The following is an 18,253-nucleotide window of genomic DNA, read 5'->3' as shown; positions in this document are numbered from 1 at the left end:
TGCAGACCGTACAGCCGCCGCCCGGAACGCGTCAGACCCTGTGGACAACCCGGCGAATGTGGACGACTCCGTGACACCTTCCGCTGAAGCGGCCTGAAACAACCGCCCCCTCCTCCCCCCGCCCGCTGTTGCCTGCGCTCTCCGCCGGGTGCGCACTATAGGGAGGAAGCGAAACAGGACAGAAACAGAACATAGGGGAGGAAGCGGTACAGGAAAGGAGCGCGGACGGCGGCTCGGGGGTGAGGCCTCTGCCCCGGGCATGGGCCGCGACGGAGGTGGACTGCCATGCCCAGCGACGGAGTGTTCATCCTGGTCGCCGACGACGGGCGGGTGATCGACTGGTCCACCGCGGCTCAGGAGACATTCGGCTGGTCCCCGCAGGAGGCCCTGGGCAGGCACATCGGCGAGCTGGTGCGCGAAGGCGACGGCGCATCCGGGATCGGGACGCTCGCCTCGGCCACGGTGCCGCCCCTGGCCGTACGACCGGTTCTCACCGATTCCGCCCTGGTGTGGGAAGTGCGCGCGAGTGACGGCACCGACGACGGGTGGACCTCGGCCGTCCTGCGGGCGCTGTCCGGCTGCTCACCGCTGATCTTCCATGTCCTGGACCGTGACCTGCGCATCGTCCAGGTGAGCGATGACGCAGGCGGAGGGCGGGCGTCCTCGCTCCCCCTGCTCGGCGGGGTGTCCCCCGACGCCTACGGTCTCGCCGTACCCGAGAAGGAGGCCGAGGTCGCGCGCAGGGTTCTCGCGACCGGGGAAGCGGCTCTCGACCGGGTCGTACGCGCAAGGGTGCCCGGCGCCTCCCGGGCCAAGCACTACTCCCTCTCCTACATCCGCCTGGAAAGCCTGCGCTCCCACATCCGCCCGGAGGGCCCGCACTCGATCGGTGACGTCATGGGCCTGGTCGTCCTCGCCCTCGACGTCACCGATCGGGTGCGGGCCATGCAGCGCCTGAAGATCCTCGAAGTGGTGCGCGGCGGCCTCGGTGAACACCTCGACGTCATCGCCGAGTGCCGGGCACTGACCGACGCGGTCGTACCGGCGTTCTGCGGCATCGCGGCTGTCGACGTCGTCGAGGACGTCGTACGCGGCGAGGATCCGCCCCTGGCGCCGGTCGACAACAGCGTCCCTCTCCTGCGCGCCGCTTTCCGTGGGCCGATCGCGGCACATCCCGTGGGCGAGGTCAGCAGGCTGCCCGTCGGCACCCCGTTCTCCCGGGTGCTCGCCGACCTGCGGCCGAGGCTCGTCCCCGTGGACCACGACAGCCCGTGGCTGCCGGCCGACCCGGACCGGGCCGCGGCCATCGCGCAGTCCGCCGCCCATTCCCTGATCGTCGCTCCGCTCGCGCTGCGCGGCCAGGCCATGGGCGTGGTGAGCTTCTACCGGCACGGTACGGAGGAGCCCTTCGACGAGGAGGACATCGCGCTGACGGCGGACGTGTGCGCCCATGCCGCGCTGTGCATCGACAACGCACGCCGTTACGCGCGCGAGCGCACCATCGCCACCACGATCAAGCGCCGGCTGCTGCCCCAACGGCCCACGGCCACCTCGGCGGTCGACTTCGCGCACCTGCACATTCCCGGACCCGGCGCGGGCGGCGCGTGGTTCGACGTCATCGAACTGGCCGGGGCCCGGACCGCTCTGGTCCTCGGCGACGTCGCCGGCCGGGGCATCGCCACGGCCACCACCATGGGCCAACTGCGCACCGCCATCCACTCCTTGGTGACCCTGGACCTCGAACCGGACGAGCTGATGGCCCGGTTGGGCGACACCGCCGCCCGACTGGCCGCCGATCGCGCGGCTCTCCCGGCCGGCGACAGCCTGCACGCCCAGCCGCTCACCGCCGGTTGCCTGATCGCGGTGTACGACGCGGTCGAACAGCGTTGCACGATCGTGCGGGCGGGCCTGTCGGATCCCTACGCGGTCTATCCGGACGGCAGTTCGGCGAGGGTGCCCGTGCCCGAAGGTCCGGTACTCGCCGGCAGCGATCACGCGCCGTTCCCCGCCACCACGGTCGATCTCCCCGAGGGAAGCACCCTCGCACTCGGCAACGAGGACCTGCTGGCACCGTCCGGCCAGGTGTGCGCCCTGCTCGCCGCGGGAGTGGACCAGCCGCTTGCCGACCTGTGCGACACCGTCGCGTACGCCCTGAGGAACCGCGACGAGACGGAGCGACTCCTGCTGCTGGGCAGGGTCAAGGCCTTCCCCGGCGACCAGGTCATGGTCCTGCCGCTGCCCGCCGAGAACCAGGCCGCCCCGCTGGCACGCGCCGCGACCCGCAGACAGCTCGAAGCGTGGAACATCGGGGAGGAGGACGCCTTCACCGCCGAGATCATCGTCAGCGAACTCGTCGGGAACGCGGTCCGCTACGGCGCCCCGCCCCACCGGCTACGACTCATTCTCGACCAGCGCCTGACCTGCGAAGTCAGCGACGCCGCACAGTGCGCCCCGCATCTCAAGCACGCGCGCACCGTCGACGAGGACGGACGCGGCCTGTTCATCATCGCCAGCCTCGCCGACAACTGGGGCACCCGCTACAGCGGCGAGGGAAAGACGGTCTGGGCCCAGCAGTCCACGAACTCGCCGCCCTGAGACGGACCTGAGACGGATACGACGCGCCAGCGAGACGCAAACCGATCCGCACAGCCCCCGTCGCCGCCCCCGTCGCCGTCGGTCTGAAGCATCAGCCCCGTCAGTGCGCGCCCGGCCGCATGGCGGCGGCGTGAGCGGAGTGACCGGCGTGAGCAGAGTGACCGACGTGAGCGGAGTGAGCATGCATGGCGGCCTCGAACAGCCGCTCCGTGTCGTGCGCCGTGACGGCCAGGCTCACGCAACAGGCCGCCACCAGGACGCCGAACACCGCCATCACACCGCCGGTGGAGCGCAGCGGAGGAGCCAGCAGCGCCTGGACGCGCTGGGGCACCGGTCCGCCGGTGGCGGCGAGTGCCGCCCGCTTGGCCCGGCTCGATGCCAGCGCCGCCCGTGCGATCGCTCGGGCGACCAGCCGCCGGTCCCCGACCACGGCCCCGGCCTCCTCGTCCGCCCATCGCTCCACGGCGAACGCCCCGGCCCGCTCCAGCGGCCGCAGCACCGGATTCACGGCGGAGGTCAGGTGCAGCACCAGCGAGAACAGATGGTGCCGATGCCGTAGATGCGCTCGTTCATGGGCGAGCAGCGCCGCCCGCTCCGGCCCGTCGAGCAGCCGCAGCATCCCGGAGGAGACGACGACCCGCCCCGGCATGCCGAGCACGGCGAACGCGGTCGGCATCGGATCGTCGATCACGGCCAGGTCCCCGCCCGCCACGATGTGCCGGCACTCCCGCCAGGCATCGACCAGCGCGCGCCCACGGCGCCAGGACGCCACGGTCAGGCTCACCACCACGACCAGCACCACCCCGGCACACACCGCGGCGACCTCCCGGCTCACCGGGTCCTCCGCCGCGAGCACGCTCACCGACCAGGCCCCCTGCGCCGCCACCAGCGGCACCTGCCCTATCGCGGTGAACGCCAGAATCGCCAGCTCGGTCACCCAGGTTCCGGCCGCCACCACCGCCGCGCACGCCATCGCCCACGCACCCACGCGCGGAGGCATCCGACGCCCCGCCCGGGGCGCGGCCAGCGCCAGCACCGCGCTCACCACCAGCGGCAGATACATCGGTACCGGCCAGAACACGTCTCACCCCCGGTCGGGGAAGTCGCCGTGCAACAACTGCTCCAGCAGGTGCTCGTCCTCCGCCGACAGCTCCGACACGAAGCGGGCCAGCACCGCCGCGCGGTCGCCGCCCTCGTCCAGCAGCGAGTGCATCCCCGCCGCCGCGTGCCCGGCCTGGTCGTCCACGGGCACGTACACGTGGCCGCGCCCTTCCCGCCGCCGGGTCACCATTCCCTTGTCGCACAGCCGCGTCAGGATGGTCAGCACCGTCGTGTACGCGGCACCGGGCACGTGCTCCTGGACCACGGCCGCGGGCACCGGACCGCCGGCCGCCCACAGGGCCGCCAGCACCTCCGCCTCCAGCTCACCGCGCGCACGACGCGAGGCCTGCCCCCGGTCGTCCTTGCCGCCCGTCACCTGGCACCTCCCTCACTGTCGCGCCCAGGTCCGTCTTCGATCGCCAAACCACATCGCCCAACCGAACCGTCAAACTACTACGAGACGTAGAGAATCAGCCATGCGCGCGGCAGGAGACCTCGCCCCGCCCGGCCACGCCGAGAACCTCTCCCCGCCCGTGAGATAGCTCACCGACAGGGCGGGCCGCGTCCGGCTCTCAGGCCCTCCGGCTGTGCGATCCCTCACAACTGCGACCACACTGTCCGACGCGGACGGTCCGCTCACGACGTCTCGGCCGCGGCGACGGCCGTGGCCGGGGCGTCACGCAGGCCGAGGCGCAGGTGCTCGAGGTGGTGGAGGGCCTGCTCGAGGAGCTCGGCGACGTGGTTGTCGTACAGCGCGTAGATGACCGAGCGGCCGCGGCGCTCGCCGGTGACCAGGCCGAGGTTGCGCAGCAACCGCAACTGGTGGGAGCAGGCCGACTGCTCCATGCCGACGGCGTCGGCCAGCTCGGTCGCCGCACACGGGCCCTCCTGGAGGCGGGCCAGAATCCGCAGCCGGGACGGTGTCGCCAGGGCCTGAAGCGTGGCGGCCACGTCGGTGGCGCCCAGGGCTTCCAGGCGCTCGCGCGCGGTGATGGTCTTTCCGTCAGCTCCATGCCCCATGGCCCTCATCCTACGGAGAGCGACACATGAACACATGAATGTCTCTTCATTTAGTCCTGTACGGTAGGAGGGCGGCGCCGGCGCCCCGGTGCTCCGCTGTCCCGTCATGCCGTTTGAAGGACCTGCATTCCCGTGACGTCCACACTCACCCCGCCTGCGACCGACCGGACAGCCCTCGCACCGGAGGGCGACGCACCCCGGCGTCGTACCCGCGTCTTCGCCCTGCCCGAGGCACGCTGGGCGGCTGCCGCCCTGGTCCTCTTCCTGATCGCGTTGCCGCTGCAGCTGGCCGACGCCCCCGCCTGGGCGTGGGGGCCTCTGTATGCCCTGGCCTACGCGGCCGGCGGCTGGGAGCCGGGCTGGGAAGGGCTGCAGGCGCTGAAGGAGAAGACGCTGGACGTCGACCTGCTGATGGTCGTCGCGGCCCTCGGCGCGGCGGCGATCGGGCAGGTGATGGACGGTGCGCTGCTGATCGTCATCTTCGCCACCTCCGGTGCGCTGGAAGCCCTCGCCACCGCCCGCACCGCCGATTCCGTGCGCGGGCTGCTCGACCTGGCCCCGGCCACCGCCACCCGCATCGAAGCCGACGGCAGTGAAGTGACCGTCGCCGTGGAACAGCTGGCCGTCGGCGACACGATCCTTGTCCGGCCCGGCGAACGCATCGGCGCCGACGGCCGCGTCCTGGACGGTGCGAGCGACGTCGACCAGGCGACCATCACCGGTGAGCCGCTGCCCGTGGCCAAGGCGAAGGGCGACGAGGTCTTCGCCGGCACCCTCAACGGGACCGGCGCCCTGCGGGTGTGCGTGGAGCGCGACGCGTCCGACACGGTGATCGCCCGGATCGTGCGCATGGTGGAGGAGGCGTCCGAGACCAAGGCGCCCACGCAGTTGTTCATCGAGAGGATCGAGCAGCGCTACTCGCTGGGCATGGTGACGGCGACCCTGGCCGTCTTCCTCGTCCCGCTCGCTTTCGGTGCCGCGCTGACGGGCTCGCTGCTTCGGGCGATGACGTTCATGATCGTGGCGTCGCCGTGCGCGGTCGTCCTGGCGACCATGCCGCCGCTGCTGTCGGCGATCGCCAACGCCGGGCGCCACGGTGTACTGGTCAAATCCGCGGTCGTCATGGAGCGGCTCGGCGAAGTCGACGCGGTCGCGCTCGACAAGACCGGCACCCTGACCGAGGGCACCCCGCGCGTCACCGACATCCGGCCGCTGACGGGCTCCGGACTGGAAGGATCCACGCTGCTGACGCTGGCCGCCGCGGCCGAGCACCCCAGCGAGCACCCACTGGCGCGGGCTGTAGTGGACGCGGCGCGGGAGAAGGGTCTCGCCCTGCCGTCGGCCGACGACTTCATCTCGACGCCCGGCGTCGGAGTGACGGCCTGCGTCGAGGGCCGCAAGGTCGCGGTCGGCGCTCCGGCACGCCTGCTCGCCAGTTCCGAGGACGCCGCTTCCGCGCGCGCGACGGCCGTCGCCACCGGGCTGGAGGACAGGAGCCAGACTGCCGTGCTGGTCACCGTGGACGGGACGCCGGCCGGTGTCGTGGGCATCTCCGACCGGCTGCGGCCGGACGCCACCGTCACCGTCGCCTCCCTGACGTCCCTGACCGGGCGGGCACCTGTGCTGCTGACCGGTGACAACCCGCGTGCGGCCGCTCGGCTGGGCGCCGAGGTGGGCATCGAGGACGTACGCGCCGGGCTCCTGCCCGAGCACAAGGTGTACGCGGTCAAGCAGTTGGAGGAGACGGGCCGCAAGGTGATGGTCGTCGGCGACGGCGTCAACGACGCGCCGGCGCTGGCCGCCGCGCACGCCGGTGTGGCCATGGGCCGCGCGGGCTCGGACCTGGCGCTGGAGACCGCGGACGCGGTCATCGTCCGCGACGAGCTGACCACCGTGCCCGCGGTGATCGCCCTGTCCCGGCGGGCCCGCGGCCTCGTCGTGCAGAACCTCGTGATCGCCGCGGTGTTCATCGCCGGTCTGGTCGTCTGGGACCTGGCCGGAACCCTCCCCCTGCCGCTCGGTGTCGCGGGCCACGAGGGCTCCACCGTCATCGTCGGCCTCAACGGACTGCGGCTGCTGCGCGAAGCCGCCTGGAAGCGGGCCGCCGAGTGAGCCGCCGCAAGACGCCCGCCGCGCAGGCGGCGCCCCGGTGCACGGTCACCGTATGCCGGGGCTGCTGCTGCGGCACCGCCAAGATCCCCGGTGTCGACCATGCCGCCCAACTCGCCACCCTCAAAGCCGATCTGGGCTCTATTGCGCAGGTCAGGGTGGTGAACTGCCTGGACGCCTGTGAGCAGGGGAACGTCATCGTCGTCCAGCCGTCGCCCCAGGGCCGGGCTGCGGGCGGCCGACCGGTGTGGCTCGGCCTGGTCAACGACCCCGACGCAACAGCCGACATCGCCACCTGGGTGCGCCAGGGCGGCCCAGGGCTCGCCGAGACACCGGACATCCTGGACCTGTACGAATTCAGTCCGTCCCGGCGGATCCGACGAGCTGTGGAGGACTGATCCGCGCGGGCGCGGCCCTGCCCCTAAAACGATCACACCCAGATGCAGCCACTGCGTACGAGCTTCGAGCCGAGCAGGAAGAAGGTGGCAGGGCCCCCGAGCACCTTGAGGAGGCGGTCCGAAGCTGATCATCGAGCGTCAGTCGCGTGCTCGGTGCTGTGAGGTCAGGCGGGGCATCTGTTCAAGGCGCTGGTCTTCTCCCAAGTTGAGCCGTCTTCAAGGGAGACACGGGGACCTCGATGTACGCGTATATCGTCGTCGCCGTGCTGACGCGGGCACCTGGCCGGTCAGGGCCGCTCGGACCACTTCGCCCTCACCTTGGGCAATGGCCCCGACCGCCTGTCCGCCCCGCAGTTCCTCGGTCCTGGGCTCTTCGCTCACTTGGTGACGTCTAGCTCTGTGTACATGCCGGCCGCGTAGTGGCCCGGGACGTTGCACAGCAACTCATAGCGCCCCGCCCGCAGCGTCACCGTTGTCCAGGCCGCCGCACCGGAGACGATGCCATGTCCGGCGCCCGCGCCGCAGGTGCGCGATGCCTCGCCAAGACTGCCCGCTTCCGATACCCGCCCGTCTGAGCCGATGGCACGTTCTCCGGCGGCCCGGCCCGCCGGCAGAGGCAACACGATCACCTCGTGCGTGAGGGTTCCCGCATTGACCACCCGCACCGTCACCCTTCCTGCCGGGACCGTCGCGGGGCGGGCCACCAGGCGCATCATGCCCATGCCGTACCAGCCGTGACGCCCGTTGTTCGGCGCGGGCCCGTTCGGGCCCCTCATCATGTGCCCCATGTCCCACACGGTCACGTCGACCGCACTGCCCTTCGTGGCCGGTGCGCCGCATCGTGTGTCGTGCGCTCTCCAGGAGGCCGGTGTCGTCCTGTGGAAAGCGCCGGACGCGGCCATCAGGACCGTCGTGGCGATGCCCAGCACCAAGGCCGCAGCGGCAATGGCAATCGCCGACCACGCCTGCCGGAGGCGATGCGGGGTCATCGGTGCTCCCGGAGCACCGCGAGTCGGCCTTTGTACTCGTCCTCGTCGATCTCCCCGCGTGCGAACCGCTCGGCGAGCAGGTTCTCGGCCCGTCGGTCCTGTCCTCCACCTTCGCCGGGTGGCGGAGGCGGGCCGGCCTGCTGGTGGTGACGCGTACCGGTGAGGTAGCGCACCAGCGCGACGAGCCCGACGATCAGGACGGCCCAGAACAGCACCATGAACACCGTCATGACGAACCAGCCGCCCCAGCCCCATCCGCCGTCGTACCACATCATGCCGACCACTTCCCTCGGCTGACTGCTACGTCAATGCCAGGGTGGATCAGTCGGACCTCGGTCGCACTGAGCCATAGGTCCCCGTTCTGGGGCCGGAGGACCCTATGCCTCATCCAGACCGGCCGTGGTTGCTGTACAGCAGCGAAGTACAGCAACGACACCCGTTGGCCGTACAGCCAACGGGCTGGACTGTGATGACCTGTTGGTCAAAAGCTCGTACAGGTGACCGTGTCCCTCGGCGGCGAACGCCCTCGCCGGCGCACTCACCACCGCCGCCGGACAAAAGAGCCGAAGACCTGGACCCCGACCGCCACCTCGCACCCGCCGCCCAGCCAGGCCGACGCCGGCGACAACACCGCATCACGCGCACCAAAACCCTTGGCCCCGTCCGTGACATAGCTCACGAACGGGGCCAAGGGCGTCGATCTCCGGCTGTGCGATCCCTCACAACCCCGACCCAACGAGAAACGGGCCCCTGCCGTGACTTCCGTCACCGGCAGAGACCCGTTTCGTCGGTATCTCATTGTGCGCGAGGGGGGAGTTGAACCCCCACGCCCTTGCGGGCACTGGAACCTGAATCCAGCGCGTCTGCCTATTCCGCCACCCGCGCATTGGGTGTGTCTTCCGGCGCTCCCCTTGCGGGCTGGCCCCTTCCGACATCGAGAACATTAGCACGTCGTACGGGGTGGGTTCACACGCCTTTCGCTCCGCCCGGAGGCCTTGGAGAGGCCCTGGAGAGGCCCTGGAGAGACGGGGAGAGCGGGGGGGAGAGCGCGGGAAGAAGCGGCTCCGCAGCGGCCCGACGAGCCGCCCGCCCGACCGCAACTCCCCCACCCGCTCCGCCGGTCTCCCCCGCCCTCCCCGCCGCCCGCACGCCCGTACGTCTCGAAGAATGCTTGTTCGCGTATCAACCTCGTACCGGTCCCCGGCATCTCCCCAGGAGACGGACCGGGTGCACCGCCGGGTGCGGGACACTGGACTTCGGCCCCCTCTACGATCCATGACCGGAGAGTGCGAACCGGAGAGTGCGAACCGGGGAGTGCGAAGGGAGTCGCCGGGGAACCGGCTGATTGCGCGGCGCGTAGATACGATCAGTGGGCGGTGCCGGGCAGGACAGCAGTACAACAGCAGTACCGAGCACAGCAGAGCACAGCAGTACCGAACACGACGACGGCAACATCGGCAGCGACTGAGGAGGTGCCCCGTGGGAGTCCTGAAGAAGTTCGAGCAGCGCCTCGAAGGTCTGGTCAACGGCACCTTCGCCAAGGTCTTCAAGTCCGAGGTCCAGCCCGTGGAGATCGCCGGCGCGCTCCAGCGCGAGTGCGACAACAACGCGACGATCTGGAACCGCGACCGGACCGTCGTACCCAACGACTTCATCGTGGAGCTGAGCGCCCCGGACTACGAGCGTCTCAGCCCCTACTCCGGGCAGCTCGGCGACGAACTGGCCGGCATGGTGCGCGACTACGCGAAGCAGCAGCGCTACACCTTCATGGGCCCGATCAAGGTCAACCTGCAGAAGGCGGACGACCTCGACACCGGCCTGTACCGGGTGCGCAGCCGCACCCTCGCGTCCTCCAGCAACCAGCAGGGCCCCGCCGCCCCGCCGGCCGGGCGGCCCGCCCCTGCGGGCCCCAGCGGCCCCGGCGGCCAGAGCGGCTACGGCTACCCGCCCGCGGGCGCCCCGCCGATGCCGTCCACCCCGCCCCCCGGAGGCGGTGGCTACGGCTACCCGCAGCCCGCGGCCCAGCGGCCCCCGTCCGCCCCCGCGGCCGGCGGACGCACCCGCTACTGGATCGAGATCAACGGCACCCGCCACCAGATCTCCCGCCCGACGCTGGTGCTGGGCCGCAGCACCGAGGCCGACGTGCGGATCGACGACCCCGGCGTCTCCCGCCGGCACTGCGAGATCCGGACCGGAACGCCCTCGACGATCCAGGATCTCGGCTCCACCAACGGCATCGTGGTGGACGGGCAGCACACCACCCGCGCTACGCTCCGCGACGGCTCGCGGATCGTCGTGGGCAGCACCACCATCATTTACCGGCAAGCCGAAGGGTGAAGCGGGGGCAATGTCAGAGCTGACCCTCACGGTCATGCGGCTGGGTTTCCTGGCCGTACTGTGGCTGTTCGTGATCGTGGCCGTGCAGGTCATCCGCAGCGACCTGTTCGGTACGCGTGTCACCCAGCGCGGGTCGCAGCGCGGCCAGCGCCGCGAGGCCGCACGACCTCAGCAGGCGGCCCGGCAGCAGGCCGCGCCCCCGCAGCAGCGCGGCCAGCAGGGCGGCGGCCGGCGTGGCCGCAACGCGCCCACCAAGCTGGTCGTGACCGAAGGCACCCTGACCGGCACCACCGTCGCGCTCCAGGGCCAGACCATCACCCTGGGCAGGGCGCACGACTCCACGATCGTGCTGGACGACGACTACGCCTCCAGTCGGCATGCCAGGATCTACCCGGACCAGGGTGGGCAGTGGATCGTCGAGGACCTCGGCTCCACCAACGGCACCTATCTGGACCGGTCCCGGCTGACGACCCCCGCGCCGATCCCGCCGGGCGCGCCGATCCGCATCGGCAAGACCGTCATCGAGCTGCGGAAGTAGTACGAAAATGAGCGAGCGGAGCGAGCACGCAACGGCGGACCGCACCCCGGTCCCCGGCGCGCTCCCGACCGGAGGGTGGGCAGTGTGGCTCGACACGACCGGCTGCATTCGGAGCCGACGGGCGAGGTGCGCATGAGTCTGTCACTGCGCTTCGCCGCCGGATCGCACAAAGGCATGATCCGGGAGGGCAACGAGGACTCCGGTTACGCCGGTCCGCGCCTGCTCGCCATCGCCGACGGCATGGGCGGCCAGGCGGCCGGCGAGGTCGCCTCCTCCGAGGTGATCTCCACGCTGGTCACGCTCGACGACGACGTGCCCGGCTCCGATATCCTCACCTCCCTCGGCGCCGCCGTGCAGCGCGCCAACGACCAACTGCGCTCCATGGTCGAGGAGGACCCCCAGCTCGAAGGCATGGGCACCACGCTCACCGCCCTGCTGTGGACCGGGCAGCGACTCGGTCTCGTCCACGTCGGCGACTCGCGCGCCTATCTGCTGCGTGACGGCGTGCTCACGCAGATCACCCAGGACCACACCTGGGTGCAGCGGCTCGTCGACGAGGGCCGCATCACCGAGGAAGAGGCCACCACCCACCCGCAGCGCTCCCTGCTGATGCGCGCGCTGGGCAGCGGCGAGCACGTCGAGCCCGACCTGTCGATCCGCGAGGTCCGCGCCGGCGACCGCTATCTGATCTGCTCCGACGGCCTGTCCGGCGTCGTCTCCCACCAGACGATGGAGGAGACCCTCGCCGGCTACCACGGCCCGCAGGAGACCGTGCAGGAGCTGATCCAGCTCGCCCTGCGCGGCGGCGGCCCCGACAACATCACCGTCATCGTCGCCGACGTCCTCGACCTGGACACCGGTGACACCCTCGCCGGGCAGCTGTCCGACACCCCGGTCGTGGTCGGCGCCGTCGCCGAGAACCAGAACCACCTGCACGACAACGGGATCATGCAGACCCCGGCCGGCCGCGCCTCCCACCTCGGCCGCCAGGGCCGCGGGCAGGGCGGCGGCGAGTTCGGCCCGCCCGGCTCCGGCGACACCACCGGTTTCGTCCCCACGGGCAGCTTCGGCGACTACGACGACGAGGACTTCGTCAAGCCGCGCAAGGGCCGCGGCTGGCTGAAGGGCACGCTGTACGGCGGCCTGGCCCTCGCGGTCGTCGGCGCCGGCCTCTACGGCGGCTGGCGCTGGACGCAGACCCAGTACTACGTCGGCGCGAGCGGCGAACACGTCGCGCTGTACCGCGGCATCAGCCAGGACCTGGCCTGGGTGTCCCTGTCGAAGGTCGAGAAGGACCACCCCGAGATCGAACTCAAGTACCTGCCGGCCTACCAGCAGAAGCAGGTCAAGAACACGATCACGGCGGGCGGTCTCCAGCAGGCCCAGACGAAGATCGACGCTCTGGCCGTCCAGGCCTCCGCGTGCAGGAAGCAGGCGGAGCGCAAGGCCGCCGCCAGCGACAGGGCCGCGACCGACAAGAACGCCAAGACGGGCATCCGCGACTCCAAGGGCACCGCGGGAACGACGGGATCCACCCAGACGTCGCAGGCGTCCCTGACGTCCAAGGCGTCGCCGAGCCCGAACCCGTCGGCGTCCTCCTCGTCCCCCTCGACCTCCCCGAAGTCCACGCCGTCCGCGACCGCCACGCCCAACCCCGGCCCGAGCCTCTCCGAGGCCGAGCAGAAGGTCGTCGATCAGTGCGGCAAGCAGTAGGAAAGCCGTGAGGGGCCCCGTCACACGATGAGCAGTACTACGAATTCGCCGACGCACCACACGTCCACGATCGGCTCGATCGGTACGCCGAGCCGGCGCAACACCGAGCTGGCCCTGCTGATCTTCGCCGTGGTCATCCCGGTGTTCGCCTACGCCAACGTGGGCCTGGCCCTCGACGGCTCGGTGCCCGCGGGCCTGCTGGCGTACGGTCTGGGCCTCGGCCTGCTGGCCGCCATCGCCCACCTGTGCATACGCAAGTTCGCGCCGTACGCGGACCCGCTGCTGCTGCCGCTGGCGACGCTGCTCAACGGACTCGGCCTGGTCGCCATCTGGCGCCTGGACCAGTCCAAGCTGCTGCAGCAGATCCACGTGGCCGGCGGCAAGGCGACCAACCAGCTGATCTACACCGCGATGGGCATCGCGCTGTTCGTCGCCGTGCTGGCCCTCCTCAAGGACCACCGCACCCTGCAGCGCTACACCTACATCTCCATGCTGGCCGCGGTGTTCCTGCTGCTGCTCCCGCTGGTCCCGGGCCTGGGCGCCAACGTCTACGGCGCCAAGATCTGGATCCAGGTCGGCAGCTTCACCATCCAGCCCGGTGAGTTCGCCAAGATCGTGCTGGCGGTGTTCTTCGCCGGCTACCTGATGGTCAAGCGGGACGCGCTGGCCCTGGCCAGCCGCCGCTTCATGGGCATCTACCTGCCGCGTGGCCGCGACCTCGGACCCATCCTGGTCGTCTGGGCGATCTCGATCCTCATCCTGGTCTTCGAGACCGACCTCGGTACCTCGCTGCTGTTCTTCGGCATGTTCGTGATCATGCTGTACGTCGCCACCGAGCGGACCAGCTGGATCGTGTTCGGCCTGCTGATGTCCGCGGTCGGCGCGGTCGGTGTGGCGAGCTTCGAGCCGCACATCCAGGTCCGTGTCCAGGCCTGGCTGAACCCGATGCACGAGTACGAGCTCAGCCGCACCCCGGGCGTCACCGGCGTCCACTCCGACCAGCTCCAGCAGGCCCTGTGGGCGTTCGGTTCCGGCGGCACCCTCGGCACCGGCTGGGGCCAGGGACACTCCGAGCTGATCCGCTTCGCCGCCAACTCCGACTTCATCCTCGCCACCTTCGGCGAGGAGCTTGGCCTGGCCGGCCTCATGGCGATCCTGCTGGTCTACGGCCTGGTCGTCGAGCGCGGCGTGCGCACCGCCCTCGCCGCCCGCGACCCGTTCGGCAAGCTGCTCGCCATCGGCCTCTCCGGCGCCTTCGCGCTCCAGGTGTTCGTGGTCGCCGGCGGTGTGATGGGTCTCATCCCGCTGACCGGTATGACGATGCCGTTCCTCGCCTACGGTGGTTCGTCCGTCATCGCGAACTGGGCACTGATCGGCATCCTGATCCGCATCAGCGACACCGCCCGCAGGCCCGCCCCCACCCCCGCCTCGAACCCGGACGCCGAGATGACCCAGGTGGTACGGCCCGGCGCCGGCGGCCCCACCGCGGGGTGACCGTGACCACTTCAGCACGGTCCCTGTCCCGTGCCGACGGGACAGGCGGGACAGGCGGGACAGGAACGGCCCCTAGACTGTGGGCCGCCGCCGAGGCCGAGCGCCATCACCCGCGACTCCGAGAGACAGAAGCAACAGGCGCCCCTGTTGGTTTGTGGAAAGGCCGGACGTGAACAAACCCCTGCGCCGCATCGCGATCTTCTGCGGACTCCTCGTCCTGGCACTGCTGATCCGCGACAACTGGCTCCAGTACGTCCAGGCCGACAAGCTGCGCACCGACACGGCCAACCGCCGCGTCGCCATCGAGCGCTACGCCTACCCGCGCGGCGACATCATCGTCGACGGCAACCCGATAACGGGCTCCGTCGAGACCAAGGCCGGCGACTACAAGTACAAGCGCACCTACAAGAACGGGCCCATGTGGGCACCGGTCACCGGCTACTCCTCGCAGGCCTTCGACGGCAACTTCCTGGAGAAGATCGACGACGGCATCCTCACCGGCAACGACGACCGGCTGTTCTTCCGCAACACCCTCGACATGATCACGGGCAAGCCCAAGCAGGGCGGCAACGTGGTCACCACGCTCAACGCCGCCGCGCAGAAGGCCGCGTTCGACGGCCTCAAGCGGCAGGGCGGCAAGGGTGCCGTCGTCGCCCTGGAGCCGTCCACCGGCAAGATCCTGGCGCTGGCCTCCTACCCGTCGTACGACCCCTCGTCCTTCTCCGGTGACCGCAACAGCGACTCCGCCGCCTGGAACAAACTCCAGAAGAAGAACGACCCGTCCGACCCGATGCTCAACCGGGCGCTGCGCGAGACCTACCCGCCGGGCTCCACGTTCAAGGTGGTCACCGCCGCCGCCGCCCTGGAGAACGGCAAGTACACCTCGGCCGACCAGAAGACGGACTCGCCGCTGCCCTGGGTCATGACGGGCACCCGGACCGAGCTGAAGAACGAAGGCAACATCCCCTGCAAGAACGCGACCATGCGGATCGCGCTGCAGTACTCCTGCAACACCGTCTTCGGCAAGATCGGCGCCGATCTCGGCAACGACAAGATGCTGGAGGAGGCGAAGAAGTTCGGCTTCGACGCCGAGCAGTTCACGCCCGTGCGCGCCAACGCCTCGGTGTTCTCCGACAACATGAACCCGTCGCAGACCGCGCTGTCCTCCATCGGCCAGTACAACACCGCCGCGACCCCGCTGCAGATGGCCATGGTCGCCTCCGCCGTCGCCAACGACGGCAAGCTCATGAAGCCGTACATGGTCGACTCGCTGCAGTCCTCCAACCTCGACCCGGTCGAGACGACCGAGCCGAAGGAGCTGAGCCGCCCGCTGACGCCGGCGAACGCGCAGATCCTGCAGTCGATGATGGAGACGGTGGTCAAGCAGGGCACCGGTACCAACGCGCAGATCCCGAACGCCGTCGTGGGCGGCAAGACCGGTACCGCCCAGCACGGTGTGGAGAACAGCGAGAACCCCTACGCGTGGTTCATCTCCTACGCCAAGCTGCCCGACAACAGCAAGCCGGTCGCCGTGGCCGTGGTGATCGAGGACGACAAGGCGAACCGCGACGACATCTCCGGTGGCGGCCTGGCCGCCCCGATCGCGAAGAGCGTCATGCAGGCGGTCATCAACTCCAAGAAGTGACCCCGCTCACGTCCCCTTCACATCGGCGCACGTTGCGATACCGGTCCTGTATCGGATAACGCGCTTGGCCAGGTCACACAGAACGAGCCGGGTACGGTAGGCCCGGACGGCAGCCTCCGGCCGCACATGCCTGTGCGGCCGGGACCGACGGAGAGGGCTGGTAGGTAGCTATGGAAGAGCCGCGTCGCCTCGGCGGCCGGTACGAACTGGGCCACGTGCTCGGCCGCGGTGGCATGGCGGAGGTCTACCTCGCGCATGACACGCGGCTCGGCCGCACGGTGGCGGTGAAGACGCTGCGCGCGGACCTCGCGCGCGATCCGTCCTTCCAGGCCCGGTTCCGCCGAGAGGCCCAGTCGGCCGCCTCGCTCAACCATCCCGCGATCGTGGCGGTCTACGACACGGGCGAGGACTACATCGACGGTGTCTCGATCCCGTACATCGTGATGGAGTACGTCGACGGCTCCACACTGCGTGAGCTCCTTCACAGCGGCCGCAAGCTGCTGCCCGAGCGGTCCATGGAGATGACCGTCGGCATCCTCCAGGGCCTGGAGTACGCCCACCGCAACGGCATCGTCCACCGCGACATCAAGCCCGCGAACGTCATGCTGACGCGCAACGGCCAGGTCAAGGTCATGGACTTCGGCATCGCCCGCGCCATGGGCGACTCCGGCATGACCATGACGCAGACCGCGGCCGTGATCGGCACCGCCCAGTACCTCTCCCCGGAGCAGGCGAAGGGCGAGCAGGTCGACGCGCGCTCGGACCTCTACTCGACGGGCTGCCTCCTCTACGAGCTGCTGACGGTACGGCCGCCCTTCGTCGGCGACTCCCCCGTGGCCGTGGCCTACCAGCACGTCCGCGAGGAACCGCAGCCTCCTTCGGTCTTCGACCAGGAGATCACGCCCGAGATGGACGCGATCGTCCTCAAGGCACTGGTCAAGGACCCGAACTACCGCTACCAGTCCGCCGACGAGATGCGCATGGACATCGAGGCCTGCCTCGACGGCCAGCCGGTCGCCGCCACGGCCGCGATGGGCGCGGTCGGCTACGGCGGCTACCCCGACGACCAGCCGACGACGGCCCTGCGCGCGGACCAGGGCGCGCCGGCGACGACGATGCTGCCGCCGATGAACCCCGACGACGGCGGCTACGGCTACGACGAGCGCCCCGACCGGCGCCGTCAGCAGAAGAAGAACAACACCTCCACGATCCTCCTCGTGGTCGCGGGTGTCCTGGTCCTGATCGGCGCGATCCTGATCGGCAAGTGGGCGTTCAGCGGGAACAACAACGCCGACAAGCCCTTCCCGGCCCCGAACTTCGTCGGCAACACCCTGAGCGACGCCCAGAAGATGGCCGTGAACTCCCATCTGAAGCTGGACACGCCCACGCACAAGCCGTGCGAGAACCAGCCCAAGGGCAAGGTCTGCGAGCAGGACCCGGCGGTGGGCACGGACGTCAAGAAGAACGACACCATCCACCTGGTGGTGTCGACGGGCGCCCCGAAGGTCGTCGTACCGAACGTCCTCAACCAGAGCTTCGACTCGGCCAAGACGCTGCTGGAGAGCAACAAGTACCAGTTCGAGGTCATCCGGAAGGACGAGGTCTCGACCCAGCCGGCGGGCACCGTCATCAAGCAGTCCCTGGACCTCGGCACCGAGGTCCAGAAGGGCAGCAAGATCACCCTCACGGTCGCCAAGGCCGAGGAGCTCGTGACCATCCCTGACGACATCAGGGGCATGTCCTGCGCCGAGGCCAAGACCAAGCTCACACAGCTGGGCCTGGTACCGAGCTGTAACCCCGACGACGAACAGGGGCAGGTCTCCGGGTCCAACCCGCAGCCGGGCCAGCAGGTCCAGAAGAACACGCCCGTCGCGCTCACCGTCACCCCGGCGCAGGGTGAGCAGGTGCAGGTTCCGCCGCTCCAGAACCAGACGGTCAAGGACGCCAAGAAGATGCTTCAGGACCTGGGCCTCCAGCTGAACGTCACGGGCGCCCAGGACGACAACGCCGTCATCTTCGGCAACTCGACCCCGCCCGCCGGCGCCACCGTCAACAAGGGTGACACGGTCACCGTGATCGCCGTGGACCAGGGCGGCGGCAACGGCAACAACGGCGGCACCAACATCTTCGGCGGTGTCAACGGCTGACACAGCATCCGCGCGATTTGGTTCGTGACGGGTTTTCCCGCCGCCAAAGGCACAAAGTCCCCCAAGGCCTCGCGGCGGATTCTAGGGATCGTCGCAACACGTGATCGGTTGTGTCAGACGGCGAGCAGTTTATGCAGACGCTCGGCTGGGGTTTCCCAGCCGAGCGT

General features: G+C 70.1%; 14 protein-coding genes and 1 tRNA gene. 9 read left to right on the top strand and 6 right to left on the bottom strand.

Annotation, left to right across the window (positions count from 1 at the left end; genetic code table 11):
- Positions 1-285: 285 nt before the first annotated feature.
- A complete protein-coding gene (locus ACGFYV_RS29490) occupies positions 286-2,595 on the top strand; it encodes a SpoIIE family protein phosphatase (protein ID WP_393881549.1) in 2,310 nt (769 codons plus the stop codon).
- A gap of 100 nt (positions 2,596-2,695) precedes the next feature.
- On the opposite strand, the gene ACGFYV_RS29485 is transcribed toward ACGFYV_RS29490, so the two are convergent.
- The 3 genes from ACGFYV_RS29485 to ACGFYV_RS29475 form a co-directional block, all read right to left on the bottom strand.
- A complete protein-coding gene (locus ACGFYV_RS29485; RefSeq protein WP_393881548.1) occupies positions 2,696-3,676 on the bottom strand; it encodes a M56 family metallopeptidase in 981 nt (326 codons plus the stop codon).
- Between the two features lie 3 nt (positions 3,677-3,679).
- Positions 3,680-4,072, bottom strand: a complete 393-nt coding sequence (locus ACGFYV_RS29480) for a BlaI/MecI/CopY family transcriptional regulator (RefSeq protein ID WP_393881547.1) — start codon at positions 4,070-4,072, stop codon at positions 3,680-3,682.
- A gap of 260 nt (positions 4,073-4,332) precedes the next feature.
- Entirely contained in the window at positions 4,333-4,716 is a 384-nt protein-coding gene (locus ACGFYV_RS29475; protein WP_393881546.1) for an ArsR/SmtB family transcription factor, read from the bottom strand.
- 132 nt (positions 4,717-4,848) lie between these two features.
- Here ACGFYV_RS29475 and ACGFYV_RS29470 point away from each other — a divergent pair, with 132 nt between their 5' ends.
- A complete protein-coding gene (locus ACGFYV_RS29470) occupies positions 4,849-6,828 on the top strand; it encodes a heavy metal translocating P-type ATPase (RefSeq protein WP_393881545.1) in 1,980 nt (659 codons plus the stop codon).
- Entirely contained in the window at positions 6,825-7,223 is a 399-nt protein-coding gene (locus tag ACGFYV_RS29465) for a (2Fe-2S) ferredoxin domain-containing protein (protein WP_393881544.1), read from the top strand. The genes ACGFYV_RS29470 and ACGFYV_RS29465 overlap by 4 nt, the downstream gene beginning before the upstream one ends.
- Positions 7,224-7,600: 377 nt before the next feature.
- Here ACGFYV_RS29465 and ACGFYV_RS29460 read toward each other — a convergent pair whose 3' ends face one another.
- The 3 genes from ACGFYV_RS29460 to ACGFYV_RS29450 all read right to left on the bottom strand — a co-directional run bounded on the left by ACGFYV_RS29460 (position 7,601) and on the right by ACGFYV_RS29450 (position 9,097).
- A complete protein-coding gene (locus ACGFYV_RS29460; protein ID WP_393881543.1) occupies positions 7,601-8,212 on the bottom strand; it encodes a sulfocyanin-like copper-binding protein in 612 nt (203 codons plus the stop codon).
- Positions 8,209-8,487 carry an SHOCT domain-containing protein gene (locus ACGFYV_RS29455; RefSeq protein ID WP_393881542.1) on the bottom strand — a complete coding sequence of 93 codons (279 nt, stop codon included), beginning with the start codon at positions 8,485-8,487 and terminating at the stop codon, positions 8,209-8,211. The genes ACGFYV_RS29460 and ACGFYV_RS29455 overlap by 4 nt, the downstream gene beginning before the upstream one ends.
- A gap of 526 nt (positions 8,488-9,013) precedes the next feature.
- A tRNA-Leu gene (locus ACGFYV_RS29450) sits at positions 9,014-9,097 on the bottom strand.
- A gap of 594 nt (positions 9,098-9,691) precedes the next feature.
- Here ACGFYV_RS29450 and ACGFYV_RS29445 point away from each other — a divergent pair.
- The 6 genes from ACGFYV_RS29445 (at position 9,692) to pknB (ending at position 18,086) form a co-directional block, all read left to right on the top strand.
- The gene (locus ACGFYV_RS29445) at positions 9,692-10,549 is read left to right on the top strand and encodes an FhaA domain-containing protein (protein WP_393881541.1); all 858 of its coding nucleotides are present in this window, start codon (positions 9,692-9,694) and stop codon (positions 10,547-10,549) included.
- A gap of 10 nt (positions 10,550-10,559) precedes the next feature.
- Positions 10,560-11,087: an FHA domain-containing protein gene (locus ACGFYV_RS29440; RefSeq protein WP_393881540.1), complete on the top strand. Its 528-nt coding sequence runs from the start codon at positions 10,560-10,562 to the stop codon at positions 11,085-11,087.
- A 132-nt stretch (positions 11,088-11,219) separates the two neighbouring features.
- A complete protein-coding gene (locus ACGFYV_RS29435; RefSeq protein WP_393881539.1) occupies positions 11,220-12,800 on the top strand; it encodes a Stp1/IreP family PP2C-type Ser/Thr phosphatase in 1,581 nt (526 codons plus the stop codon).
- A 27-nt stretch (positions 12,801-12,827) separates the two neighbouring features.
- On the top strand, positions 12,828-14,294 hold the full coding sequence (locus ACGFYV_RS29430; RefSeq protein WP_393881538.1) for an FtsW/RodA/SpoVE family cell cycle protein: 1,467 nt from the start codon (positions 12,828-12,830) through the stop codon (positions 14,292-14,294).
- 169 nt (positions 14,295-14,463) lie between these two features.
- Positions 14,464-15,939, top strand: coding sequence for a peptidoglycan D,D-transpeptidase FtsI family protein (locus tag ACGFYV_RS29425; protein WP_393881537.1), 1,476 nt, complete (start codon positions 14,464-14,466; stop codon positions 15,937-15,939).
- Positions 15,940-16,109: 170 nt separating this feature from the next.
- The gene (gene pknB, locus ACGFYV_RS29420) at positions 16,110-18,086 is read left to right on the top strand and encodes a Stk1 family PASTA domain-containing Ser/Thr kinase (protein WP_393881536.1); all 1,977 of its coding nucleotides are present in this window, start codon (positions 16,110-16,112) and stop codon (positions 18,084-18,086) included.
- Positions 18,087-18,253 lie beyond the last annotated feature (167 nt).

The organism is Streptomyces sp. NPDC048297, assembly GCF_043201585.1.
In the GTDB taxonomy this organism is placed as follows: domain Bacteria; phylum Actinomycetota; class Actinomycetes; order Streptomycetales; family Streptomycetaceae; genus Streptomyces.
Note: the sequence above shows the minus strand (reverse complement) of the source record. Positions and strands in the feature narration are given on the sequence as shown.

Excerpts from the sequence above, each read along its gene's own strand:
- ACGFYV_RS29440 (WP_393881540.1), top strand. The coding sequence starts at position 10,560 with ATGTCAGAGCTGACCCTCACGGTCATGCGGCTGGGTTTCCTGGCCGTA.
- ACGFYV_RS29455 (WP_393881542.1), bottom strand. The coding sequence starts at position 8,487 with ATGATGTGGTACGACGGCGGATGGGGCTGGGGCGGCTGGTTCGTCATG.
- ACGFYV_RS29475 (WP_393881546.1), bottom strand. The coding sequence starts at position 4,716 with ATGGGGCATGGAGCTGACGGAAAGACCATCACCGCGCGCGAGCGCCTG.
- pknB (WP_393881536.1), top strand. The coding sequence starts at position 16,110 with ATGGAAGAGCCGCGTCGCCTCGGCGGCCGGTACGAACTGGGCCACGTG.
- ACGFYV_RS29460 (WP_393881543.1), bottom strand. The coding sequence starts at position 8,212 with ATGACCCCGCATCGCCTCCGGCAGGCGTGGTCGGCGATTGCCATTGCC.
- ACGFYV_RS29435 (WP_393881539.1), top strand. The coding sequence starts at position 11,220 with ATGAGTCTGTCACTGCGCTTCGCCGCCGGATCGCACAAAGGCATGATC.
- ACGFYV_RS29490 (WP_393881549.1), top strand. The coding sequence starts at position 286 with ATGCCCAGCGACGGAGTGTTCATCCTGGTCGCCGACGACGGGCGGGTG.
- ACGFYV_RS29430 (WP_393881538.1), top strand. The coding sequence starts at position 12,828 with ATGAGCAGTACTACGAATTCGCCGACGCACCACACGTCCACGATCGGC.